General features: G+C 66.8%; 21 protein-coding genes and 1 tRNA gene. 15 read left to right on the forward strand and 7 right to left on the reverse strand.

The genetic code is table 11. The annotated features are described in order from the left end of the window. Positions 1-22: 22 nt before the first annotated feature. Positions 23-466 (reverse strand): GNAT family N-acetyltransferase, encoded by a 444-nt coding sequence (locus HFK18_RS00560; protein WP_180163738.1) that lies wholly within the window; start codon positions 464-466, stop codon positions 23-25. A 123-nt stretch (positions 467-589) separates the two neighbouring features. On the opposite strand from HFK18_RS00560, the gene HFK18_RS00565 reads away from it, so the two are divergent. After that, positions 590-1,384: an isocitrate lyase/phosphoenolpyruvate mutase family protein gene (locus HFK18_RS00565; RefSeq protein WP_218946480.1), complete on the forward strand. Its 795-nt coding sequence runs from the start codon at positions 590-592 to the stop codon at positions 1,382-1,384. A 518-nt stretch (positions 1,385-1,902) separates the two neighbouring features. Here HFK18_RS00565 and HFK18_RS00570 read toward each other — a convergent pair. Continuing rightward, positions 1,903-1,995: transfer RNA gene (locus HFK18_RS00570), tRNA-Ser, on the reverse strand. A gap of 140 nt (positions 1,996-2,135) precedes the next feature. On the opposite strand from HFK18_RS00570, the gene dnaX reads away from it, so the two are divergent. The 4 genes from dnaX (at position 2,136) to HFK18_RS00590 (ending at position 5,677) form a co-directional block, all read left to right on the forward strand. Beyond that, positions 2,136-4,214: a DNA polymerase III subunit gamma/tau gene (gene dnaX / locus HFK18_RS00575; protein ID WP_180163740.1), complete on the forward strand. Its 2,079-nt coding sequence runs from the start codon at positions 2,136-2,138 to the stop codon at positions 4,212-4,214. A 6-nt stretch (positions 4,215-4,220) separates the two neighbouring features. Further along, on the forward strand, positions 4,221-4,541 hold the full coding sequence (locus HFK18_RS00580; protein ID WP_025879376.1) for a YbaB/EbfC family nucleoid-associated protein: 321 nt from the start codon (positions 4,221-4,223) through the stop codon (positions 4,539-4,541). Positions 4,542-4,652: 111 nt separating this feature from the next. Continuing rightward, entirely contained in the window at positions 4,653-5,252 is a 600-nt protein-coding gene (gene recR / locus HFK18_RS00585; RefSeq protein WP_089239142.1) for a recombination mediator RecR, read from the forward strand. 65 nt (positions 5,253-5,317) lie between these two features. Then, positions 5,318-5,677, forward strand: coding sequence for a histidine triad nucleotide-binding protein (locus HFK18_RS00590; protein ID WP_180163741.1), 360 nt, complete (start codon positions 5,318-5,320; stop codon positions 5,675-5,677). Positions 5,678-5,864: 187 nt separating this feature from the next. Here the strand turns inward: HFK18_RS00590 and HFK18_RS00595 are convergent, their stop codons facing one another. The 4 genes from HFK18_RS00595 to HFK18_RS00610 are packed head-to-tail and all read right to left on the reverse strand — an operon-like array spanning position 5,865 to position 10,231. Beyond that, positions 5,865-6,392 (reverse strand): Slp family lipoprotein, encoded by a 528-nt coding sequence (locus tag HFK18_RS00595; protein ID WP_100551691.1) that lies wholly within the window; start codon positions 6,390-6,392, stop codon positions 5,865-5,867. Further along, the gene (locus HFK18_RS00600) at positions 6,389-8,338 is read right to left on the reverse strand and encodes a DUF3488 and transglutaminase-like domain-containing protein (RefSeq protein WP_180163742.1); all 1,950 of its coding nucleotides are present in this window, start codon (positions 8,336-8,338) and stop codon (positions 6,389-6,391) included. The genes HFK18_RS00595 and HFK18_RS00600 overlap by 4 nt, the downstream gene beginning before the upstream one ends. Then, the gene (locus HFK18_RS00605) at positions 8,331-9,275 is read right to left on the reverse strand and encodes a DUF58 domain-containing protein (protein ID WP_180163743.1); all 945 of its coding nucleotides are present in this window, start codon (positions 9,273-9,275) and stop codon (positions 8,331-8,333) included. Before HFK18_RS00605 ends, HFK18_RS00600 begins: the two co-directional genes overlap by 8 nt. Positions 9,276-9,277: 2 nt before the next feature. Then, the gene (locus HFK18_RS00610; RefSeq protein ID WP_180163744.1) at positions 9,278-10,231 is read right to left on the reverse strand and encodes a MoxR family ATPase; all 954 of its coding nucleotides are present in this window, start codon (positions 10,229-10,231) and stop codon (positions 9,278-9,280) included. A 44-nt stretch (positions 10,232-10,275) separates the two neighbouring features. Here HFK18_RS00610 and HFK18_RS00615 point away from each other — a divergent pair, with 44 nt between their 5' ends. Continuing rightward, on the forward strand, positions 10,276-12,117 hold the full coding sequence (locus tag HFK18_RS00615) for a glycosyltransferase family 39 protein (RefSeq protein ID WP_180163745.1): 1,842 nt from the start codon (positions 10,276-10,278) through the stop codon (positions 12,115-12,117). A 28-nt stretch (positions 12,118-12,145) separates the two neighbouring features. Here the strand turns inward: HFK18_RS00615 and HFK18_RS00620 are convergent, their stop codons facing one another. Beyond that, a complete protein-coding gene (locus tag HFK18_RS00620) occupies positions 12,146-12,718 on the reverse strand; it encodes a Maf family nucleotide pyrophosphatase (RefSeq protein ID WP_180163746.1) in 573 nt (190 codons plus the stop codon). Between the two features lie 114 nt (positions 12,719-12,832). On the opposite strand from HFK18_RS00620, the gene HFK18_RS00625 reads away from it, so the two are divergent. From HFK18_RS00625 to HFK18_RS00665, 9 genes are all read left to right on the forward strand, one after another. Then, a complete protein-coding gene (locus tag HFK18_RS00625) occupies positions 12,833-13,342 on the forward strand; it encodes a YceD family protein (RefSeq protein ID WP_088101178.1) in 510 nt (169 codons plus the stop codon). 107 nt (positions 13,343-13,449) lie between these two features. After that, positions 13,450-13,644: a 50S ribosomal protein L32 gene (gene rpmF, locus HFK18_RS00630; protein WP_025879386.1), complete on the forward strand. Its 195-nt coding sequence runs from the start codon at positions 13,450-13,452 to the stop codon at positions 13,642-13,644. A 91-nt stretch (positions 13,645-13,735) separates the two neighbouring features. Further along, positions 13,736-14,713, forward strand: a complete 978-nt coding sequence (locus tag HFK18_RS00635) for a beta-ketoacyl-ACP synthase III (RefSeq protein ID WP_100463418.1) — start codon at positions 13,736-13,738, stop codon at positions 14,711-14,713. A 73-nt stretch (positions 14,714-14,786) separates the two neighbouring features. Beyond that, positions 14,787-15,569, forward strand: coding sequence for a serine/threonine protein phosphatase (locus HFK18_RS00640; protein ID WP_180163747.1), 783 nt, complete (start codon positions 14,787-14,789; stop codon positions 15,567-15,569). 166 nt (positions 15,570-15,735) lie between these two features. Then, positions 15,736-16,680: an ACP S-malonyltransferase gene (gene fabD / locus HFK18_RS00645; RefSeq protein WP_180163748.1), complete on the forward strand. Its 945-nt coding sequence runs from the start codon at positions 15,736-15,738 to the stop codon at positions 16,678-16,680. A gap of 82 nt (positions 16,681-16,762) precedes the next feature. Continuing rightward, positions 16,763-17,506, forward strand: coding sequence for a 3-oxoacyl-ACP reductase FabG (fabG, locus tag HFK18_RS00650; RefSeq protein ID WP_180163749.1), 744 nt, complete (start codon positions 16,763-16,765; stop codon positions 17,504-17,506). Between the two features lie 153 nt (positions 17,507-17,659). Then, positions 17,660-17,899 (forward strand): acyl carrier protein, encoded by a 240-nt coding sequence (acpP, locus tag HFK18_RS00655; protein WP_025874077.1) that lies wholly within the window; start codon positions 17,660-17,662, stop codon positions 17,897-17,899. A gap of 145 nt (positions 17,900-18,044) precedes the next feature. Next, complete coding sequence (gene fabF / locus HFK18_RS00660) at positions 18,045-19,307, forward strand: beta-ketoacyl-ACP synthase II (protein ID WP_100551697.1); 1,263 nt, start codon at positions 18,045-18,047, stop codon at positions 19,305-19,307. A gap of 93 nt (positions 19,308-19,400) precedes the next feature. Further along, positions 19,401-20,765: an aminodeoxychorismate synthase component I gene (locus HFK18_RS00665; protein WP_180163750.1), complete on the forward strand. Its 1,365-nt coding sequence runs from the start codon at positions 19,401-19,403 to the stop codon at positions 20,763-20,765. Positions 20,766-20,774 lie beyond the last annotated feature (9 nt).

The raw sequence follows: 20,774 nt of genomic DNA on the forward strand, positions 1-20,774 counted from the left end.
GTGGATCCGTCGGGAGCGGGGGCTACAGCACCCGCTCCATTTCCACGGCGTCGATCCCGGCGCCGTGGCCGTCGGCCACTACGCGTACCACCTGGAAGCCGAGGCCGGCATAGAAGCCCTGCGTGTGCTGGCTGGTGCTGAGCGTGATGCGCTGGATCGACCGGTCTGCTTCAGCCTGGTGCAGGCGGGCCACTGCCAGCGCGCGTCCCAGCCCCTGTCTGTGGCGACCTCGTTCAACCATGCCCCAGCAGAAGCTGGCGCTGCCTTCGCCACAGTTCCAGAGGCCGCCACAGGCCACCACCTGGCCCTCGACTTCGATCACCTGGAATGCGCACTGCGCGGCGTGTTCATGCAGGAAGCGTTCGAAGTCTCCTCGCTCCTGGGGGGCGAAATAGGTGGGCACGTTGCTGTCGAAGATCGACAGGCAGACGGTGATGTCGCTGCAGCGGTAGGGGCGAGGTGTCATGAAGGAACGTCATCGTGGTGGCGGGCACATTGTGCGCGAGGTCCGTGCCATTGATGTCTGAACATGGCGAGCCCGGAAACCGGTTCGGGCGCAGACTGCAGGTCCCCGTCATCAGGAGGTTCCATGTCGAATGCTCATGCCCGTTTCGTAAAACTCCACCAAGGCGCCGATCTTTACGTGCTGCCCAACGTATGGGATGCCGGTGGCGCCCGCCTGGTCCAGCAGCAGGGGGCTCTCGCGGTGGGAACATCGAGTGCTGCGATGGCGTGGTCCTGCGGTCATGCCGATGGCGGTGCGCTGCCTGATACCGCGCTGCTGCAGCGGGTTTCCGAAATCGTTGGTGTGACCTCGTTGCCGGTCACGGTCGATATCGAGGACGGCTACAGCGATGCCCCCGATGTGATCGCTGCGAGGGTGCTGCGCCTGGTGGAAGCGGGTGCGGTCGGGATCAACATCGAAGACGGCGCTGGCAGCCCTGAGGTGCTGGTGGCGAAGATCAGCGCCATCCGTTCTGCGCTTGGCGGGCGATCGCTGTTCATCAATGCGCGCACCGATGTGTATCTGCGCAGCTTGGCCGAAGGCGATGAGGCGGTCAGGATGAGCATCGATCGGCTGCAGGCCTATGCGCGTGCCGGTGCCGACGGCGGCTTCGTGCCGGGTCTGCGCGCGCTGGACGAGGCTGCTGCGGTTGCCGGTGCCGTGCCGCTGCCTCTCAACCTGATGTGGCTGCCGGGGATGGCGTCGTTTGCTGCGCAGTCGCAGGCCGGCGTGCGGCGGCTGAGCGCAGGGCCCGCGTTGTTCATGCACGCATGGACCGCGATGGCTGCGGCGACCACGGATTTTCTCGGCGACGCGATGGCGATGCCGGAGGGGGCACCGGGGTATGCGGCCTTGAACCAGCTGTTCAGCGAAAGGTGAGGGCGCTGGGGACGGGGCCAGCGGGAGGCTGGGGCATGGGGAGGTAGTCGACTCGACCCGGTCGAGACATCCACGCATGGCGTGGATCTACTGCCATATCTGGAGGAACAAGCCCCTCTGTTGAGGGGCTGCCCCGACAGGGGCGGGGAGAGGCAGGCAAAGGGAGGGGCCCCGACGTTGCGCAGCAACGTCTGGGGCGAAGCGCGCGCAGCGCACTTCGCGTCCCCAGCCAGATAAATAAAAAAGGCCGCTGTCCGGTTCTACTCCTGCAGAACAGTCGAAGCCCTGCCTGCGCGGTTCCATCGGGCATCCACGCATGGCGTGGATCTACTGATGCATCTGGAGGAACAAGCCCCTCTGTTGAGGGGCTGCCCCGACAGGGGCGGGGAGAGGCAGGCGAAGGGAGGGGCCCGGACGTTGCGCAGCAACGTCTGGGGCGAAGCGCGCGCAGCGCACTTCGCGTCCCGCGCCAGATAACTGAAAAAGGCTGCCCTTTCGGGCAGCCTTTTTCAGTTATCTGGCGGAGAGAGGGGGATTCGAACCCCCGAAGCGCGGTTTAGACGCTTACACACTTTCCAGGCGTGCTCCTTCAACCACTCGGACACCTCTCCGGATCCCTGCCATCGGCAAACGCCTCAGCAGGGGCGCAGATTCTAGCGGGCGCAGCGGCAGGACACAAGCACTGGTTTGCAGGGCGAGAGGGCTGGACAGGCGTGGCACAATGGAACATCCGATGGAAGACGGTGGCCTGATGTCCTATCTCGTCCTTGCCCGCAAGTGGCGTCCGAAGCGTTTTGCCGAGCTGGTGGGCCAGGAACACGTGGTCCGTGCGCTCAGCAATGCGCTGGACAGCGGCCGGGTCCACCACGCGTTCCTGTTTACCGGCACCCGCGGCGTGGGCAAGACCACGATCGCGCGCATCTTCGCCAAGTCGCTGAACTGCGAGCAGGGCACCAGTGCCGATCCCTGCGGCCAGTGTGCGGCCTGCCTGGACATCGACGCCGGTCGTTACATCGACCTGCTGGAAATTGATGCCGCGTCCAATACCGGCGTGGACGATGTGCGCGAGGTGATCGAGAACGCGCAGTACATGCCCTCACGTGGCAAGTACAAGGTGTACCTGATCGACGAAGTGCACATGCTGTCCAAGGCTGCGTTCAATGCGCTGCTGAAGACGCTGGAAGAGCCGCCGGAACATGTGAAGTTCCTGCTGGCCACCACCGACCCGCAGAAGCTGCCGGTCACCGTGCTCAGCCGCTGCCTGCAGTTCAACCTCAAGCGCCTGGACGAAGATCAGATCCAGGGGCAGATGACCCGCATCCTCGCCGCCGAGGAGATCGAGTCGGACCCGACCGCCATCGTGCAGCTGGCCAAGGCCGCCGACGGCAGCCTGCGTGATGGCCTGTCGCTGCTCGACCAGGCCATTGCCTACGCCGGCGGTGCGCTGCGCGAGGACGTGGTGCGCACCATGCTGGGGACGGTCGACCGCACCCAGGTGGCGGCCATGCTCGATGCCCTGGCCGAGGGCGATGGCCCGCGCCTGCTGCAGGTCGTTGCGGCACTGGCCGAGTTCTCGCCGGACTGGAGCGGCGTGCTTGATGCGCTGGCCGAGGGCCTGCACCGCATCCAGGTGCAGCAACTGGTGCCGGGCGCGTCCGCCGCTGCCGAAGGACTGGATGCCAGCGTGTTCGCCGAGCGCCTGCGCCCGGAAGTGGTCCAGCTCTGGTATCAGATGGCCTTGAACGGTCGTCGTGATCTGCCATTGGCGCCCAGCCCGCGCGCCGGCTTTGAAATGGCCGTGCTGCGCATGCTGGCGTTCCGGCCCGCGGCTGCCGTGCCGTCGGTGCCGCGTACCCCGGAATCCTCCGGTGGCAGCGCACCGACCGGTACGGGCCAGACCGGGGGCGGCATTGCGGGCAGCCACGAAGGAGCTGCCCCGGCCGCCGCTGCTGCGCAGGGAGCCGTCGCCGTCACCCAGGCCGCTGCAGCACCGGTGCCGGTGGAGGCAACCGCACAGACGCCGACCCCGGCACCACAGCCCGAACCCGAGCCGGAACCCGAGCCGACCCCGGAACCGGATCCGACGCCTGAACCTGAACCGGTTCCGGTCGAGGAACCCGGGTCGCCGCCGCCGATGAAGGTGCAGCTGGCTCCCGAGGCGGCCACGCCCAAGGCGCCCGCCGAGGCAGACGACCTGCCGCCGTGGGCGACCGACGAGGACACTGCCCGCGATGAGGCGCTGGCCGCTGAGATGGCGACGCCCGACGCGGCCATGGTCGCCCCGTGGCACGAGCCGCCAGCGCCGGCGCCGCAGCCGGTTGCAGAGGCTGTCGCGGTGCCGGAGCGTCCGTTCCGTGCGGAGGGCATCGCGATCGCCCCGGCCGTCGCGGCTGTCGCTTCCGACCGCGCCGCGGTGGGCAGCGTCAGCGATCTGGCCTGCGCCGAGGACTGGCTCGACCTGGTTGCCAACAGTGGCCTGAGCGGTCCATCGCGACAGCTTGCGGCCAATGCGGCCTTCATCAGTTGCCAGCATGGGGTCTTGAAACTGGGCCTTTCGCCCGGATTTGAATACCTGCGCTCCGAGCGCGCGCTGGCAGCGCTGGGCGAGGTGCTGGAAAAGTCCCTTGGCCACGCGCTGAAGATCGTGGTCGAAACCGTGGAAACCGAGCAGGTCCCGGCCGAGACCCTGCACCAGCGCGCCGACCGCCAGCGTGGCGAGCGGCAGCAGGCTGCCGAGGCCATTTTCATGGACGATCCGGAAGTCCAGCTGCTGATCCAGCAGCACGGCGCCCGGGTTGTTTCCGATTCCATCCGTTCTTTTGACGAGTAAGACGACATGCGCGGCAATATCGCCCAACTGATGCAGCAGGCCCAGAAGATGCAGGAAAACCTGCAGAAGGCCCAGGAAGAAATCGCCAAGATCGAAGTGACCGGCAGCGCCGGTGGCGGCATGGTCAGCGTCACCCTGACCGGTGCCAAGGAGTGCCGCAAGGTGCGCATCGATCCGTCGCTGGCCAGCGATCCGGAAATGCTGGAAGACCTGATCGCGGCCGCCTTCAACGATGCGTCCAACAAGATCGACGCCGAGTCGAAGTCGAAGATGGGTTCGGCCACCGCCGGCATGCAGCTGCCGCCGGGCATGAAGATGCCGTTCTGATGTGCCGCGTGGCATCCGCACTGCCGGGTGCCACGCACTGTGTAGCGTCGAGCGTGCTCGACTGCCCGCAATTTCCAGTCGAGCACGCTCGGCTCTACAGAACACACCGCCGTGTCCGCACCGCTGCTTGAACAACTGATCGATGCACTGCGGGTGTTGCCTGGCGTAGGCCAGAAGACGGCCCAGCGCATGGCCTACCACCTGCTCGAGCGCGAGCGCGAAGGTGGCAAACGCCTTGCCGGGACACTGGCAGAGGCGGTCGAACGCATCGGTCATTGTGCGCAGTGCCGCGACTTCAGTGAAACCGAGCTGTGCCCGACCTGCGCCAATGGCAGCCGCGAGCGCAGCCAGTTGTGCGTGGTGGAATCACCGGCTGACCGCTTGGCGATCGAGAATGCCACCGGCTATCGCGGCGTCTACTTCGTGCTGCAGGGGCGGCTGTCGCCGCTGGATGGCATCGGTCCGCGCGAGCTGGGTCTGGAGCAGCTGGAACAGCGTCTGGCCGAAGCGGAAGTGCAGGAGCTGATCATCGCCACCAGCGCCACCGTCGAAGGCGAAGCCACCGCGCACTACCTCGCGCAGTTGGCGCGCGCCCGCCAGGTGCGGCCGAGTCGACTGGCCCAGGGCCTGCCTCTCGGCGGTGAGCTGGAGTACGTCGATCGTGGCACGCTGTCGCACGCGTTCGGTACCCGCAGCGAAGTGCGCGATTGAGTCGATGCCGGGCATGCCCCGGCGTTACCGGCCTACAATGCGGTGACACCCCGCCGAGGCCGACCATGAGCAGCGAAACTCTCTTCAGCAAGATCATCCGTCGCGAGATCCCGGCCACCATCGTCTATGAAGACGAGGACGTGCTGGCCTTCAAGGACATCGCACCACAGGCGCCGGTGCACGTGCTGTTCATTCCGAAGAACGAGATCATTCCGACCCTGGATGACCTGCAGCCATCGCAGGCGCACCTGATCGGCAAGCTGGCCCTGGCCGCCGCCGAGTACGCGCGGCAGGAAGGCTTCGCGCAGGACGGCTACCGCATCGTGATGAACTGCCGCGAAGATGCCGGGCAGACCGTGTTCCATATCCACATGCATCTGCTGGCTGGCGCACCGCTGGGTCATTTCGGCACGCCGGGGCACTGACGCGGTCATCCACGCATGGCGTGGATCTACAGCGCACACCAGCAGTAGTAGATCCACGCCATGCGTGGATGAAGAAGTCCGCAGCGCACCATCGTCTCCGCGGCATCCACAGTAGATCCACGCCATGCGTGGATGAAAAAAGGCCGCCCAATGGGCGGCCTTCTGCATCATGCGTACCGGGCCTGGACTACCACCAGCCCCAGCCGCGGTAACCGCCCCAGTACGGGCCATACGGGCCCGGGCCCCACGGTCCGTAAGGGTAGGGCACCACATCTACCTGGCGCTGTTCCGGCCACAGGTAGATCACGTCGGCCGCCAGCTTCGGCAGGCGGTAGTCGTAATCACCGATGCGGGTGTTGGCGTAGCCGTCGATCTTGCCGATGAAGGTCACGTCGCGGCCGGCTTCGAACACGGCCGGATCGTAGAAGCCGGCACGGCAGGCAATGAAGCGGCCGTCACTGGCATCGGAGGAGGTCGTGTTCGGGCGGCCGCTACCGTTGAGCGGGCGCGAGATGATCTGGAAACAGGTCTCGCCCTGAGCGGGCTTGGTTTCGATGATCCGCCCACCCCAGCGCACCGGCGTGCCGACCTGCTGGGTGGCAACCGAGTCGCGCGGGGAAACCAGGCTGAATTGTCCCTGCAGCGGCTTGGGGGCCGTGGCGCAGGCCGACAGGGCCAGGGCGGCCACGGCGGTGAGGAGGAACTTGGTATTCATGGGGAGGCTCCGGAAGTCGGGCGATGCCTGCGCAGGTCCCGCAATAATGGGGCGAGCTCGGTACAAGTGCCAGCGTAGCGTGCATCAGCGAAACGCTGGCTGAGTGTGATGAGGTCCGGGTCGGGTCGTTGCGCGTTGACCCGTCGCGCCCAGTGCAGGGCGGGTTCGTGCGGTTCGCGGCCCAGCCCAAGCCGCGCATAGCGCTGCCCCAGCCGGTGCCAGGCGCGCAGCAGCGGGTCGCGCTCGCGTTCGCCACGGGCCAGCAGCCACGCCATCCACGCCAGCGCCAGCAACGCGGCCATCACGAAGCCGGCCAGCAGCTGTCCCGGCTGCAGATCGTCCAGCCCGAACGGTTGCAGCAGTTGCTGCTGGCGGCGCGCGTCGAAGGACAGGACCAGTTCGTTCCAGCCTCTGCGCATCCAGTCGCGGACCTGGCCCAACTGCAGCCAGCGCTGCTGCAGGCCGGTATCGGCCCCGGCCTGCAGACGGTCGTCGAGCGTGTCCAGGATGCGCTCGGGTGCTACTGCCGCTGTCGGGTCGATGCGCACCCAGCCGCGTTGCGGCAGCCACACCTCGGCCCAGGCGTGGGCGTCCATCCGCCGCAGTACCCAGTAGTCGCCGATCCGGTTGCGCGTGCCGCCAGCGAATCCGGTGACCACCCGCGCCGGAATGCCTGCATTGCGCATCAGCACCACGAAGGCAGAGCTGAAATGCTGGCAGTAGCCCGCCTTGTAGTCGAACAGGAATGCATCGACGGGATCGCGGCCGGCGGCCGGTGTCTCCAGCGTGTACGAGAAGTCCTCGGTTATCCACGCGAGGGCACGACGGACCACGGCGGCGTCATCGTTTCCTGCGTCCTGCCGCCACTGTCGGGCCAGGGTTGCCGTGCGGGGGTTGAAGCCTTCCGGCAACTGCAGCGCAGCGCGGCGCTGATACGACGACAAGTTGGCATCAAAATGCAGCGGCGGGGCCGAGTGCAGGCGCCACCGGCTCAACGCGGACAAGGTGCGGTCGCTGCTCAGGCTCAGGGCTGCATCAAGCCGGCTGCCTTCCGGTGCGGCGGTCGGGAGATCCAGGGCGACCAGCTGGCGACGGTCGGTGGGCTCGTAGTCGATCTGGTAATCCCAGCCGTCCGTGCCGTGCTCGACCACTGCAGGCAGCAAACGCTCGGTACGGCGGTCGCGTCGCCAGACATGCCCATCGAACTGGGTCAGTACCGGCCCGCGCCAGTAGCGCTGCGCCGGCTCCGGAACCGCGCCGAAGAACTGCGCCCGCAGGGCCGGGGTATCGTCGGCCATCAGGTCCAGCCACTTGTCCGGCTCCATCGTGTCCGACAGCCCGGGCGTACCGACGGCGCGTTCGGGTATGCCCCACAGCGGCGTGGCCAGTCGTGGGAACAGCCAGAAGCAGGCCAGCGCCAGCGGCAGGCCGATCAGCAGCAGGCGGCCGACGCCGCGAAGCTGCGCGGACAGCGGCGGTGGCGTACTGCGGCCTTCACCCTGTGCCAGTCGCTGCAGCGCAATCAGGGCGCTGATGCCGGCGAGCACGGCGAGCACGGTGGTCAGTGGCCCCTGGTCGAGCAGGAATGCAGCAAACGGTGAAAACAGGGCAAAGCCAAGCAGGCTGCGTGCATCGCGCAGGGTGCGCAGCTCGCTGGACTTGATCGCCAGCATCGCCGCCAACAGCGCGCAGCCGGTATCCCGGCCGGGGCGCACCGCACCCATCTGCCAGACGATGGCGGCCAGCATGCCCAGTACCAGCAGTACGCGCACCGGCATCGGCAGCATGCCGCGCTGCGACAGTGCGGCAGTGACGACCGCTGCCACGGCGATCAACGCGGCCAGCGTGGTGGGCAGCTGCAGCAGCAGCGGCAACAAGGGGAGTGCGGCGCTGGCCAGCGTCCACGTGCGGGTGTTGCGGTCCAGCAGCAGGGCAGGCTCAGTCATGGGGAAGCAACGCCAGCGCGCGCAGGCACAGATGGTGGTGGCTGGCGCCCTGGCCGGGGCCGATCGGCGGCTGCATCGGCAGCAGCAGTGTGTAGCGACGGCCTTCGCGCTCGGCGCTGTCCACCCAGCGTGCCAGCCGCGCGATGCGGGCCTCCTGGCCCAAGGGGGCCAGCGCGCGCCAGTCCAGCATCACTTCGATGCCTATTGGCTTCTCGTATTCGCGTACCAGCAGCGTGTCGCGGCGCGCGGAGTGTTTCCAGGCAATGCTGCGCGGTGGATCTCCAGCGCGATACGGACGCAGCTGATGCAGTTCCTCGCCGTTGGCGTGGGCGCGGGTGTGTAGTGGATCGCTGCCCTGCTGCGGCAACGGCGGCGCTTTCGCCTCGGCCAGCGGGTAGACCAGCAGGGGTTCTTCCGGCCACACCCATGACCACGCCCTGACCAGGCCAAGTGGTTGTGTGGTGGACAGGCGGATACGCGGCAGTTCCAGCCAGCCACGGCGTTCGCTGGGCACTTCCAGCTCGGCTTCACCGCGGCCGTGTGGGGGCAGGTCGAGCCACGTCTCGCTGTCGCCCAGTTGCAAGTGCAGGCCGTGGCGCGCTCGCGGGTCGCGCAGCGACAGGTCCACGCGCAGGCGCAGCGGTTGCCCGACCGGCAGCGGTTCGGCGGAGATCGCGTCGATCTGCACACCGGACAACTGCAGGTGCGCGGCGATGGCGCTGGCGATCGCTGCCGCGGCCAGCAGCAGCGCCAGCAACAGCGCAGGGTTGTTGTTGTAGTTCAGCGCGCCCAGCAGCATCGCGACCAGCAGGCAGGCCACAAACAGGCCGAAGCGGGTCGGCAGCACGTAGATGCGCCGTCGGTCCAGCCGTTGCGGCAACGACTCCGGCGTGCGTGGGCGTGCCAGCTGCAACAGTCGCCGGGCATGCGATGCCATCTTCAATCGACCGCGACGGTCTGCAGGATCGCGCGAGCCAGCGCCGGCCCCGAGCTCGACTCGGCTTCACCCACCAGGCGATGGCCAGCCACCGCTACGAACAACGTCTGCACGTCTTCGGGTACCACGTGGCCACGGCCGAGCAGCAGCGCATGTGCCTTGGCTGCGCGCAGCAGGGCCAGGCCGGCGCGCGGCGACAATCCCACGCGTACGCCGGCGTGCTGGCGGCTGCGGGTCAGCAGTGCCTGCACGTAGTCCACCAGCGCGTCGCTGACATGCACCTGGCTGACGGCCTCGCGCAGTGCGCGTACCTGGGTGTCATCCAGCTGGGGCACCGCGCGGGCGATCAGGTCGCGGCGATCGCTGCCGCGCAGCAGCTCACGTTCCGCCTGCGCGCTGGGGTAACCCATCGCCAGCCGCAGCAGGAAGCGATCAAGCTGCGAATCGGGCAGCGGGAACGTGCCTGACAGATCCACCGGGTTCTGCGTGGCGATCACGAAGAACGGATCGGGCAGGGCATGGGTTTGACCGTCGAGGGTGACCTGCTGCTCGGCCATCGCTTCCAGCAGGGCGCTCTGCGTGCGTGGCGGCGCCCGGTTGATTTCGTCGGCCAGCAGCACGTGGGTGAAGACCGGCCCGGGATGGAACTGGAACTGGCGGCTGCCGGCGTCGTAGACCGATACGCCGAGTACGTCGGCCGGCAGCAGGTCGGAGGTGAACTGCACGCGCTGGAAGCTCAGCCCCAGGCTGCTGGCCAGGGCATGGGCCAATGTGGTCTTGCCGAGACCGGGCAGGTCTTCGATCAGCAGGTGGCCGCCAGAGAGCAGGGCCACAAAGGCCAGTCGAACCTCCTGCACCTTGCCCAGCACCAGTGCATTGACCTGGTCCTGCGCATTGCGCAGGGACTGACGCAGTTGATCGGTTAGCATGCTGTGCATGGGGGACGAAGCTGTCATGGTCGTCTCAAGTTCGGTAACCGGTCGATTCTATCCATAGAGCAATGCAGGGCGAACAACGCGCACGTACGATTTTTCTCTGGTTATGGACGCTCGTCACAGCGGCCAAGCTGGTCGTGGCCGCACGCCTGCCGTTGTTCGTCGATGAGGCGTTCTACTGGCAGGAAGGCCAGCACCTGGCGGCGGCCTATTCGGATCTGCCAGGGCTGACGGCCTGGTTGACCCGGTTGGGTGTGGAGCTTGGCGGCCAGCACGTGCTTGCGCTGCGCCTGCCGTTCCTGGCCATCGGTGCACTGCTGCCGCTGCTGGTATCGCGTATTGCGGCGCGCTGGTTCGGCAACGTTGCAGGTTGGCAGGCCGGCAGCTTGACGCTGCTGATGCCGTTGTCGGCCACGCTGGGTCTGCTGGCCGTGCCCGATGTGCCGATGGCACTGGCGGCGGTGCTGTGCCTGGACGCCGGCGCACGCCTGCTGCGCAACGTAGACGCGTCCTCGGCGGTGAAACTGGCGCTGGGCCTGCTGATCGGCGCGCTCAGCCACTATCGTTTCATCGGTGTGATCGGCGTCGGCTTCGTTGCCCTGCTGGCGCTGCCGCAGGGCCGGCGCATGCTGGCCGATCCGCGCGTCTGGGTGGCCCTGGCCGTTGGCGTACTGGCATGGCTGCCGCTGCTGGCCTGGAATGCCGACAATCACGATGCCGGCCTGAAGTTCCAGGTGGTCGAGCGTCATCCGTGGGCATTCGAGTGGCGCGGACTGTGGTTCCTGGTGATCCAGCCGATGCTGGTGACGCCCATCCTGTGCATCGCGATGTGGAAGGTGGCGCTGGCGGGTACCCGCAGTGGTGGCGGTGCGCGCGTGCAGTGGCGTTATTTCGGTCTGGTCGGCGGTGTGTCGACATTGGGCATCTTCGCACTGGGCTTCTTCACCGACGTCGAGCGCATCAGCTTCCATTGGCCGTTGCCGGGCTACCTGGCCCTGCTGGTGGCGGTGCCGGTGATCCTCAACGGCTGGCCGCGCTGGTTGCGGCGTACCGGCTGGTGGCTGGCCGGGCTGGGCATGGTGCTGGCCTTCGGCTATTACCTGATGGCGTCCTCGTCATCGCTGCGCGAGCAGTTGGCCGGCGACAAGTACTACCCGCGCAACTTCGCCGGCTGGCAGCCGCTGGCTGCTGCGGTCCGCGAAGAACTGCAGCAGATGCCTGAAGGCAGCCGCGTACTGGCCGGCAACTTCAAGGTGGGCGCCGAACTGGGCTTCCAGCTGGGCCGCGGTGACATCGAAGTGCTGCCGCATCCGCTCAACGACAAGCACGGCCGTACCGCGCAGCTGGCGCAATGGAACCAGGTGCATGAGGGCGAGCGCGACGTGCCGATGCTGCTGGTGCTGTCGCCCAGCGATCAGCGTTTCCGCGATCTGCTCACCCGCTATCACGCCCTCTGCGAACAGGTCGGGCCGCTGCCGCCGCCGCGCGTGGTCAGCAACGATCATGGATTCCAGCGCTTCCTGCTGTTCCGCCTGCCGGTGCAGCGCGCGCAGGGCCCATGTGTAGCCCCCGCACTGGCCTGGCTGGACACCCCTTCCAACGGCGACGTGGTGAGCGGCACGCTGGCGATCAAGGGCTGGGCGTTCAAGGAAGGTGTCGGCCTGTCGCGGGTTGAAGTGCTGGTGGATGGTCGTTCGATCGGCGACGCCAGCTATGGGCGGGTGTTCGATATCCGACATGCCTGGCCAGACAGCACCGACCCGCAGCATCCGGCTGTCGGTTTCGATGCAACGCTCGATACGGGTACGTTGTCACCGGGAAAACACTGGCTGGGCCTGCGTCTGCATGGTCGCGATGGCAGCGTGGAGCAGTGGCAGGAACAGCCCTTTGTGGTGAAGAAACGCTGAGGTGTCGTGCCTCGTGTAGCGGGCCGGGTTACGGCACCGAGAATCCGGCCCTGCGCAGCAATCCGCACAGTGCGATCAGCGGCAGCCCGATCAGCGCCGTAGGGTCGCGATTGTCGATGGCGTCGAACAGGCTGATGCCCAGGCCTTCGCACTTGAAGCTGCCGGCGCAGTCCAGCGGTTGTTCGATGGCCACGTAGCGGGCGATCTCCGGCGCCTGCAGCGTGCGGAAGCGCACCTGGGTCAGATCCATTGCCGTGAAGGATTCTCCGTCACGGGTGAGACTGATCGCAGTGTGGAAGCGCACCGTCTGCCCGGACATTGCCGCCAGCTGTGCGCAGGCCGCCTCGACCGTACCCGGCTTGCCCAGCGGCTGACCGTTCAGGTCCGCCACCTGGTCCGAGCCGATCACCCAGCTGCCGGGATGGCGGGCGGCCACGTCGGCCGCCTTGGCGCTGGCCAGGCGTGCCGCCAGCGCCAGCGGGGCCTCGTTGGCGTGCGGGGTCTCATCCACCTGCGGGCGTGCGCAGTCGAAGGGCAACCCCAGCCGTTCCAGCAGGTCGCGGCGATAGCGGGAGGTGGAGGCCAGGACCAGGGCAGGCATGCGGGAATTCCGGGGGCGGGGCGCGGCAGTCTGGCCCGGCACAGCCAGCCACAGCAAGCCTTTCATGGCAGTCATTTGACACGGGACCTGCCGATCCTTAATATTCGGCGGCTTATGTCCGCGAACGTACCCGAAACGCTGGATGCCTGGCGGATGGTCGTAGCGCGAAGGCGCTTCGACGGTCAGGTCTCCCTGGCTGAATTGACTCGCCTGCAGGGGCTTGTCGCAGATACCGAAGGCGAGTGTAATTACTCGCTCGAATTCGGTCGCGACGAGATCTTGCGGGTATCCTATGTGGAACTCAGCATCGATACCGCGTTGCCGCTGACCTGTCAGCGCAGCATGCAGCGTTTCCTGCTGCCGGTGAAGATGACCCAGAGGCTTGGCCTGATCCGCGACGAAGACGAGGAATCGTCCTTGCCGGAGGAATACGAGCCGTTGCTGGTGCCGGAAGATGGCCAGCTGCGCCCGTTGGACCTGGTCGAGGACGAGCTGGTGCTGGCGGTGCCGGTGGTACCCCTGTCGCCGTACGGTGAGGCAGTCGACAAGGACTGGGCACCGACCGAAGAAGAAATTGAAAAGGCCAACCCGTTTGCGGCGTTGGCGGCATTGAAGAAACAATAGCAGCCGGTTGTCGTCGGCGGCTGCGGCGAAAGCGAAAAGTGTGCTGGACGCTGGCGTCCTGTGCGACGAAACGACGAAGCAAAACGAACCGAGTTTGGAGCAATCCCATGGCTGTCCAGAAATCCCGTGTTACCCCGTCCCGTCGTGGCCAGCGTCGTTCGCATGACGCCCTGAGCGCCAAGCAGCTGTCGACCGACCCGACCACCGGCGAAGTGCATCTGCGTCACCACATCACTGCTGACGGTTTCTACCGCGGCAAGAAGGTCATCCAGACCAAGTCTTCGGCTGTCCAGGAAGACTGATGTGCCGGAAGGTCGCTGCCCTATGGGCAGCGGCCTTCGCCTTCTTTCCCGGGCACGCCGGTGAACGGCGGCTCGTGCAACAGGAAACATGATGAGCAAGCGGATCTACTCGAGGATCGCGGGCACCGGTAGCTATTTGCCGGAAAAAGTCCTGACCAACGCCGACCTGGAAAAAATGGTCGAGACCTCGGACGAGTGGATCCAGACGCGCACCGGTATCCGTGAACGGCACATCGCTGCCGAAGGCGAAACCACCAGCGATCTCGGCTACCAGGCCGCGCTGCGTGCGATCGAAGCGGCCGGTATCGACGCCTCGCAGCTCGACATGATCGTGGTCGGCACGACCACTCCTGATCTGATCTTCCCCTCCACCGCGTGCCTGATCCAGGCCAAGCTCGGTGTGAGCGGCTGCCCCGCTTTCGACGTCAACGCGGCCTGTTCGGGCTTCGTGTTCGCGCTCAGCGTGGCTGACAAATTCATCCGTTCCGGTGATGCCCGCCATGTGCTGGTGATCGGCGCGGAAACCCTGACCCGCATCGTCGACTGGGAAGACCGCACCACCTGCGTGCTGTTCGGTGATGGCGCGGGCGCCGTCGTGCTCAAGGCCGACGAAGAAACCGGCATCCTCAGCACCCACCTGCATTCGGATGGCAGCAAGAAAGAGCTGCTGTGGAACCCGGTCGGCGTCTCGGTCGGTTTCGGTGAAGGCAACAACGGTGGCGGCACCATCAACATGAAGGGCAACGACGTGTTCAAGTACGCCGTCAAGGCGCTGGACTCGGTCGTGGACGAAACCCTGGATGCCAACGGTCTGACCAAGTCCGACCTGGACTGGCTGATCCCGCACCAGGCCAACCTGCGCATCATCGAGGCCACCGCCAAGCGGCTGGACATGTCGATGGACCAGGTCGTGGTCACTGTCGACAAGCACGGCAATACCTCGTCCGCCTCGGTGCCGCTGGCGCTGGATGCGGCTGTGCGTTCCGGCAGGGTCGAGCGCGGCCAGCTGCTGCTGCTGGAAGCATTCGGTGGTGGCTTCACGTGGGGTTCGGCACTGCTGCGCTATTGATAGTGCCAGTTACGACAACGTGAAACCGTCGTTACGGCCCCTCTGGGGCCGTAATGCGTTAAAGGAGACTGTCATGGTTGAGCCCATCGTCATCGAAGGGCAACGCGCCTGGCTGAAGCAGTACGGCGAAGGAAGCCGAGCAGTGGCCCTGGGCCTGCTCAATTTTATTGCCCGCCGGTTCCATCTCGATGCCCTGCGCCCGCCGCCGCACCGCGGTGGCGACGCCGCGCGCGAAACCGAGGCCCGCCGGCTGGCCGAACTGCAGGCGCAGGGGGTGAATGTTCCCGCGGTGATCGGCAGCGGCCATGCCGCGCTGGTGATCGGCGACAACGGCAGCTCGTTCAATACCTGTCTGCGCGAGGCCGACGATGCCGGCCGCGATCGCCTCGTGGCTGCAGCGATGCAGGCCATTGCCGAAGCGCACGCGCGTGGCGCCTATTTTGGCCAGCCGCTGCCGCGCAACCTCACCTGGGATGGCCAGAACGTCGGTTTCATCGACTTCGAAGAAGATCCGCTGGAAGTCATGGACCTGGCCGAGGCACAGGCGCGTGACTGGCTGATGTTCGGCTACGGCGTGGCCAAGTACTACGCCGACCGCCCCGAATGCCTGCAGGCGATGATGGCCGAGGCGATGAACGGGGTGCAGGCACCGGTGCGTGCGCACGTACACGCTGTCAGTGGCCGCCTGCAGCGCCTGGCACGGGTGTGCATGAAGCTGGGGCGCTCGGCGCGCGCGCTGGCCCACTCCATTTTCATCACCCACGGCGCCACCACGCTGGGCCTGCTGATGGTGGTCGGCCTGTGCATGGACTGGTTTGCCGACGGCGAGCTGGACATCCTGCAGCTGCTCTGCTGACAGCGGGGCAGCCCGCAGCATCGGGTAGTGCCGGCCGCTGGCCGGCATCACCCGCTGCCCGATCCGGCAGGCCGCCTCCATACGCCGTGCATACGCGCACGTACAGACGACACGGCATGTTCCCCCTTATCATGGCCCGCTTCGATTGCAACAAGCGGATGACCGCGTGACCCTATCCACCCTCGCTTTTGTCTTCCCCGGTCAGGGCTCGCAGTCTGTGGGCATGCTGGCCGAGCTGGCCGAACTGCACCCGCAGGTGCGTGAGGCCTTCACCGAGGCATCCGATGGTGCCGGCGTCGACCTATGGGCGTTGTCCCAGGGTGGCCCGGAGGAAATGCTCAACCGTACCGAATACACCCAGCCGGCCCTGCTGGCCGCCAGCATCGGCGCGTGGCGCGCCTGGAACGCCGTGGGTGGTCCGCGTCCGTCGGTTCTGGCTGGCCACAGCCTGGGCGAGTACACCGCCCTGGTCGCCGCTGGCGCCCTCAGCCTGCACGACGGTGCGCACCTGGTGCGCCTGCGCGGCCAGCTGATGCAGGACGCCGCGCCGGCCGGTGTTGGCGCGATGGCCGCCGTGCTCGGCGCCGAAGACCAGCTGGTGCTGGACGTCTGCGCGGAAGCCGCCGGCAGCCAGGTGGTCGTTCCGGCCAACTTCAACTCGCCGGGCCAGATCGTGATCGGCGGCGACGCTGCCGCGGTCGACCGTGCGCTGGTGCTGCTGGCCGAGAAGGGCGTGCGCAAGGCGGTCAAGCTGGCCGTCAGCGTGCCCTCGCACACCCCGCTGATGCGCGAAGCCGCCAACCGTCTGGCTGAAGTGATGGCCGGCCTGTCCTGGCAGCTGCCGCAGCTGCCGGTGGTGCAGAACGTCGACGCCAAGGTGCACGACGGCGTGGACGCGATCCGCACCGCGCTGGTGCAGCAGCTGTACCAGCCCGTGCAGTGGACCGGCTGCGTGCAGGCCCTGGCCGCGCGTGGCGTCACCCAGATCGCCGAGTGCGGTCCGGGCAAGGTGCTGACCGGCCTGGTCAAGCGCATCGACAAGGCCATCGACGGCCGTTCCCTGGCCACCCCGGGCGACTTCGAAACCGCCCGCGAGACGTGGTCGGCCTGATTGCCCCTGTTCCTGCCGACCGTGCCGGTGGCCGCTGCAAGCGGCACGGGTGCGGCGGCCGCCCCAGCCTGAGGAAAACATCATGAGCAAGCCCCTGCAGGGTGAAATCGCACTGGTTACCGGTGCCAGCCGTGGCATTGGTGCCGCCATCGCCGATCTGCTGGCCGCCCAGGGCGCCACCGTCATCGGCACCGCCACCACCGATTCCGGCGCCGCCGCGATCGGCGAGCGCCTGGCCGCCCACGGCGGTCACGGCCGTGCGCTGAATGTCACCGACGCTGCCGCGCTCGACGCCGTGCTTGACGGCATCGCCAAGGAATTCGGCCCGATCTCGATCCTGGTCAACAACGCCGGCATCACCCGTGACAACCTGCTGATGCGCATGAAGGAAGACGATTGGGCGTCGATCATCGACACCAACCTGACCAGCGTGTTCCGCACCAGCAAGGCCGTCATGCGCGGCATGATGAAGGCGCGCAAGGGCCGCATCATCAACATCGCCTCGGTGGTGGGCGTGACCGGCAATGCCGGCCAGGCCAACTATGCCGCCGCCAAGGCCGGCATCATCGGTTTCTCCAAGTCGCTGGCCAAGGAAATCGGCTCGCGCGGCGTCACCGTCAACGTGGTCGCGCCGGGCTTCATCGACACCGACATGACCAAGGCGCTGCCGGAAGAAGCGCGTGCCGCGCTGATCGGCGACATCGCCCTCGAACGCCTGGGTTCGCCGGAGGACATCGCCCATGCGGTGGCCTTCCTGGCCAGCCCGGCTGCCGGTTACATCACCGGCGAAACTCTCCATGTGAACGGCGGCATGTACATGCCGTAAGCAAGGGGCGCAGGGATCGCGCCGCAAGTGATTGATCTGCGAGGATTTTTGCTGCAATGCAAGGTCACGCCGGTTTCCACTACACTATCCCACGGCCATCGCCTTTGATGGCGACCACTTTTTGAACCACTACTCCATCTGGAGCGATATCCCATGAGCACCATCGAAGAACGCGTCAAGAAAATCGTCATCGAACAGCTTGGCGTCAAGGAAGAAGAAGTCACCAACAGCGCATCGTTCGTCGATGACCTGGGCGCTGACTCGCTGGACACCGTCGAGCTGGTGATGGCGCTGGAAGAAGAATTCGAGTGCGAGATCCCGGACGAAGAAGCCGAGAAGATCAGCACCGTGCAGGCTGCGATCACCTACATCACGGCCCACGTCAAGGCCTGATGCAGGACGTCAGTGCGCGCGCGGGCGTTGAGCTCGCCGCGCACGACACCCCATGGGGCCGCTGTTTGCGGCCCCGTGTGTTTGCGTACCACACCGAAGTAAACCGCGTTACCCGCAAAGAACGTTCGGGTCAGGAGAATCAGCAATGAAGCGTCGCGTCGTCGTAACCGGCCTGGGTATGGTCTCGCCGTTGGGCAATGATCTGGCCAGCAGCTGGGAAGGCATCACCCACGGTCGTTCGGGCATCGGTCCGCTGACCAACGTTTCTGATGCCTACCTGGAACGGTTCACCACCAAGATCGCAGGTGAGGTCAAAGGCTTTGACATCACCGCCGACAACGAACTGTTCGGCAAGTACCGGGTCAGCGGCAAGGATGCCAAGAAGATGGACCCGTTCATCCATTACGGCCTCGGTGCCGCCTTCATGGCCCTGCATGATTCGGGCCTGGAGATCACCGATGCCAACGCCGACCGCATTGGCGCCATCGTTGGCGCCGGCATCGGCGGCCTGCTCGGTATCGAAGAGCAGACCATCGAGTTCCACGAAGGGAAGAAGATCTCTCCCTTCTACGTGCCCAAGACCATCATCAACATGCTGCCGGGCCAGCTGAGCATCATCAGCGGCCTGAAGGGCCCGTCGTTCTCGGCGGTCTCGGCGTGCGCCACCTCCAACCATTCCATCGGCACCGCCATGCGCATGATCCAGTACGGCGATGCGGACGTGATGGTGGCCGGCGGTGCCGAACGCGGTTCCTCGCCGACGGCGCTGGGCGGCTTCTGCGCGATGAAGGCGATGAGCACCCGCAACGACGCCCCGGAACAGGCCTCGCGCCCGTGGGACAAGGACCGTGACGGCTTCGTGCTGGGCGACGGCGCCGGCATCCTGATCCTGGAAGAGTACGAGCACGCCAAGGCACGTGGCGCGAAGATCTACTGCGAGCTGGCCGGTTTCGGCGCCAGCTCCGACGCGTACCACATGACCGCGCCGAGCGAGAACGGCGAGGGCGCTGCGCGCTGCATGACCATGGCCCTGAAGGACGCGGGTGTCACCCCGGAACAGGTCGGCTACCTCAACGCACATGGCACCTCGACCCCGCTGGGCGACCTCGGTGAGACCATGGCGATGAAGACCGCCTTCGGCGACCACGCCTACAAGATGATGGTCAGCTCCACCAAGTCGATGACCGGCCACCTGCTCGGCGCTGCCGGCGGCGTGGAAGCGATCTTCTCGGTGCTGGCAATGCGCGACAACGTGATTCCGCCGACCATCAACCTGCAGCAGCCGGGCGAAGGCTGCGACCTGGACTACGTGCCCAACGAAGCACGCCAGGCCAAGGTCGACGTGGTGATGTCGAATGGTTTTGGTTTCGGCGGCACCAACGGCACGCTGATCTTCAAGCGCGTCTGATCGCACCGGCAGCGTCGAGCCAGGCTCGACTCCGCCAACCACGAGGCCGCCGCAAGGCGGCTTCCGTGTATCCGTCTCCCAGAACTGGCCGCCATGACCCACGCCCCGCTGATCCACCCGCTGCCGCACCCGATCGACCTGCTGGCCCTGCAGCAGCGCGACCCGGCGCGTTTCCCGCTGCTGATGGAGTCCACCGCCTCGGGTACCGCGCAGGGCCGCTGGAGCCTGCTGCTGGCCGCGCAGGGCGACACCCTGCAGCTGGACGCCGATGGCCAGGTGCGCGACCAGCACGGTGCGGTGCAGCCCGGCAGTTTCCTGCAGGCGCTGGACCGCGCATGGCACGCGCAGCGGCTGCCGCACGACGGCGGCCACGCGCTGCCGTTCCGTGGTGGCTGGGCGCTGATGCTGGATTACGAAGTGGCCAGCCAGGTTGAGCCGGTGCTGCCGGCGCGCGCGCGCGATGACGGTCACCCGACCGCACTGGCCCTGCGTTGCCCGGCCGCCGTGCTGCATGACCACCAGGCCGACACCAGCTTCCTCATTGCCGAGGCGGGCGAGCAGGCGCTGCTGGACACGCTGGTCGCCTTGCTGGCCGGCGAACTGCCGCAGGCCGGGCAGGGCTGGCAGCCGCCGCAGTCGGTCAGCGAAGACGAGCCGCAGCGCTTCACTGATGGCGTGCGCCGGGTGATCGAGTACCTGCGTGCCGGCGATGTGTTCCAGGTGAACCTGTCGCGGCGCTGGAGCGCGCATTTCGCAGCACCGGTCAGTCCGCAGGCGCTGTACGCGCAGCTGCGGCGCGCCAATCCGGCGCCGTTTGCCGGCCTGTTCAGTGCGCACGGCCGGCATGTGGTCAGTTCGTCGCCGGAGCGGCTGGTATCGGTGCATGGCGGCCACGCGCAGACGCGCCCGATCGCCGGTACCCGCCCGCGCTTCGAGGGCGACGACGATGCCGCGCGCATCCAGGAGCTGGTCGGCCATCCCAAGGAGCGCGCCGAGCACGTGATGCTGATCGACCTGGAGCGCAACGACCTGGGCCGCATCTGCCTGCCTGGCACGGTCGTGGTGGACGAGCTGATGACCGTGGAAAGCTACGCCCACGTGCACCACATCGTCAGCAACGTCAGCGGCCACCTGCGCGCGGACGTGACCCCGGGCGAAGTGATCGCCGCCACCTTCCCCGGCGGCACCATCACCGGCTGCCCGAAGGTGCGCTGCATGCAGATCATCAGCGAGCTGGAGCAGGTGCCGCGCGGCGCGTACACCGGTGCGTTCGGCTGGCTGAACCGCGATGGCGACCTGGACCTGAACATCCTGATCCGTACCGCCGAAGTGGATGGCAACGAGGTCAGCTTCCGTACCGGTGCCGGCATCGTGGTCGACTCGGACCCGGACAAGGAACTGGACGAAACCCGGGCCAAGGCGCGCGGGCTGCTGCGGGCGCTGGGGCAGCAGGGGTGATCGATTGCC

Origin of the sequence: Stenotrophomonas sp. SbOxS2, from assembly GCF_013416715.1 — a bacterium.
GTDB lineage: Bacteria > Pseudomonadota > Gammaproteobacteria > Xanthomonadales > Xanthomonadaceae > Stenotrophomonas > Stenotrophomonas lactitubi.

Coding starts and splice junctions, on each gene's coding strand:
- HFK18_RS00560 (WP_180163738.1), bottom strand. CDS start 466: ATGACACCTCGCCCCTACCGCTGCAGCGACATCACCGTCTGCCTGTCG.
- HFK18_RS00565 (WP_218946480.1), top strand. CDS start 590: ATGTCGAATGCTCATGCCCGTTTCGTAAAACTCCACCAAGGCGCCGAT.
- dnaX (WP_180163740.1), top strand. CDS start 2,136: ATGTCCTATCTCGTCCTTGCCCGCAAGTGGCGTCCGAAGCGTTTTGCC.
- HFK18_RS00580 (WP_025879376.1), top strand. CDS start 4,221: ATGCGCGGCAATATCGCCCAACTGATGCAGCAGGCCCAGAAGATGCAG.
- HFK18_RS00590 (WP_180163741.1), top strand. CDS start 5,318: ATGAGCAGCGAAACTCTCTTCAGCAAGATCATCCGTCGCGAGATCCCG.
- HFK18_RS00595 (WP_100551691.1), bottom strand. CDS start 6,392: ATGAATACCAAGTTCCTCCTCACCGCCGTGGCCGCCCTGGCCCTGTCG.
- HFK18_RS00600 (WP_180163742.1), bottom strand. CDS start 8,338: ATGACTGAGCCTGCCCTGCTGCTGGACCGCAACACCCGCACGTGGACG.
- HFK18_RS00605 (WP_180163743.1), bottom strand. CDS start 9,275: ATGGCATCGCATGCCCGGCGACTGTTGCAGCTGGCACGCCCACGCACG.
- HFK18_RS00610 (WP_180163744.1), bottom strand. CDS start 10,231: ATGACAGCTTCGTCCCCCATGCACAGCATGCTAACCGATCAACTGCGT.
- HFK18_RS00615 (WP_180163745.1), top strand. CDS start 10,276: ATGCAGGGCGAACAACGCGCACGTACGATTTTTCTCTGGTTATGGACG.
- HFK18_RS00620 (WP_180163746.1), bottom strand. CDS start 12,718: ATGCCTGCCCTGGTCCTGGCCTCCACCTCCCGCTATCGCCGCGACCTG.
- HFK18_RS00625 (WP_088101178.1), top strand. CDS start 12,833: ATGTCCGCGAACGTACCCGAAACGCTGGATGCCTGGCGGATGGTCGTA.
- rpmF (WP_025879386.1), top strand. CDS start 13,450: ATGGCTGTCCAGAAATCCCGTGTTACCCCGTCCCGTCGTGGCCAGCGT.
- HFK18_RS00635 (WP_100463418.1), top strand. CDS start 13,736: ATGAGCAAGCGGATCTACTCGAGGATCGCGGGCACCGGTAGCTATTTG.
- HFK18_RS00640 (WP_180163747.1), top strand. CDS start 14,787: ATGGTTGAGCCCATCGTCATCGAAGGGCAACGCGCCTGGCTGAAGCAG.
- fabG (WP_180163749.1), top strand. CDS start 16,763: ATGAGCAAGCCCCTGCAGGGTGAAATCGCACTGGTTACCGGTGCCAGC.
- acpP (WP_025874077.1), top strand. CDS start 17,660: ATGAGCACCATCGAAGAACGCGTCAAGAAAATCGTCATCGAACAGCTT.
- fabF (WP_100551697.1), top strand. CDS start 18,045: ATGAAGCGTCGCGTCGTCGTAACCGGCCTGGGTATGGTCTCGCCGTTG.
- HFK18_RS00665 (WP_180163750.1), top strand. CDS start 19,401: ATGACCCACGCCCCGCTGATCCACCCGCTGCCGCACCCGATCGACCTG.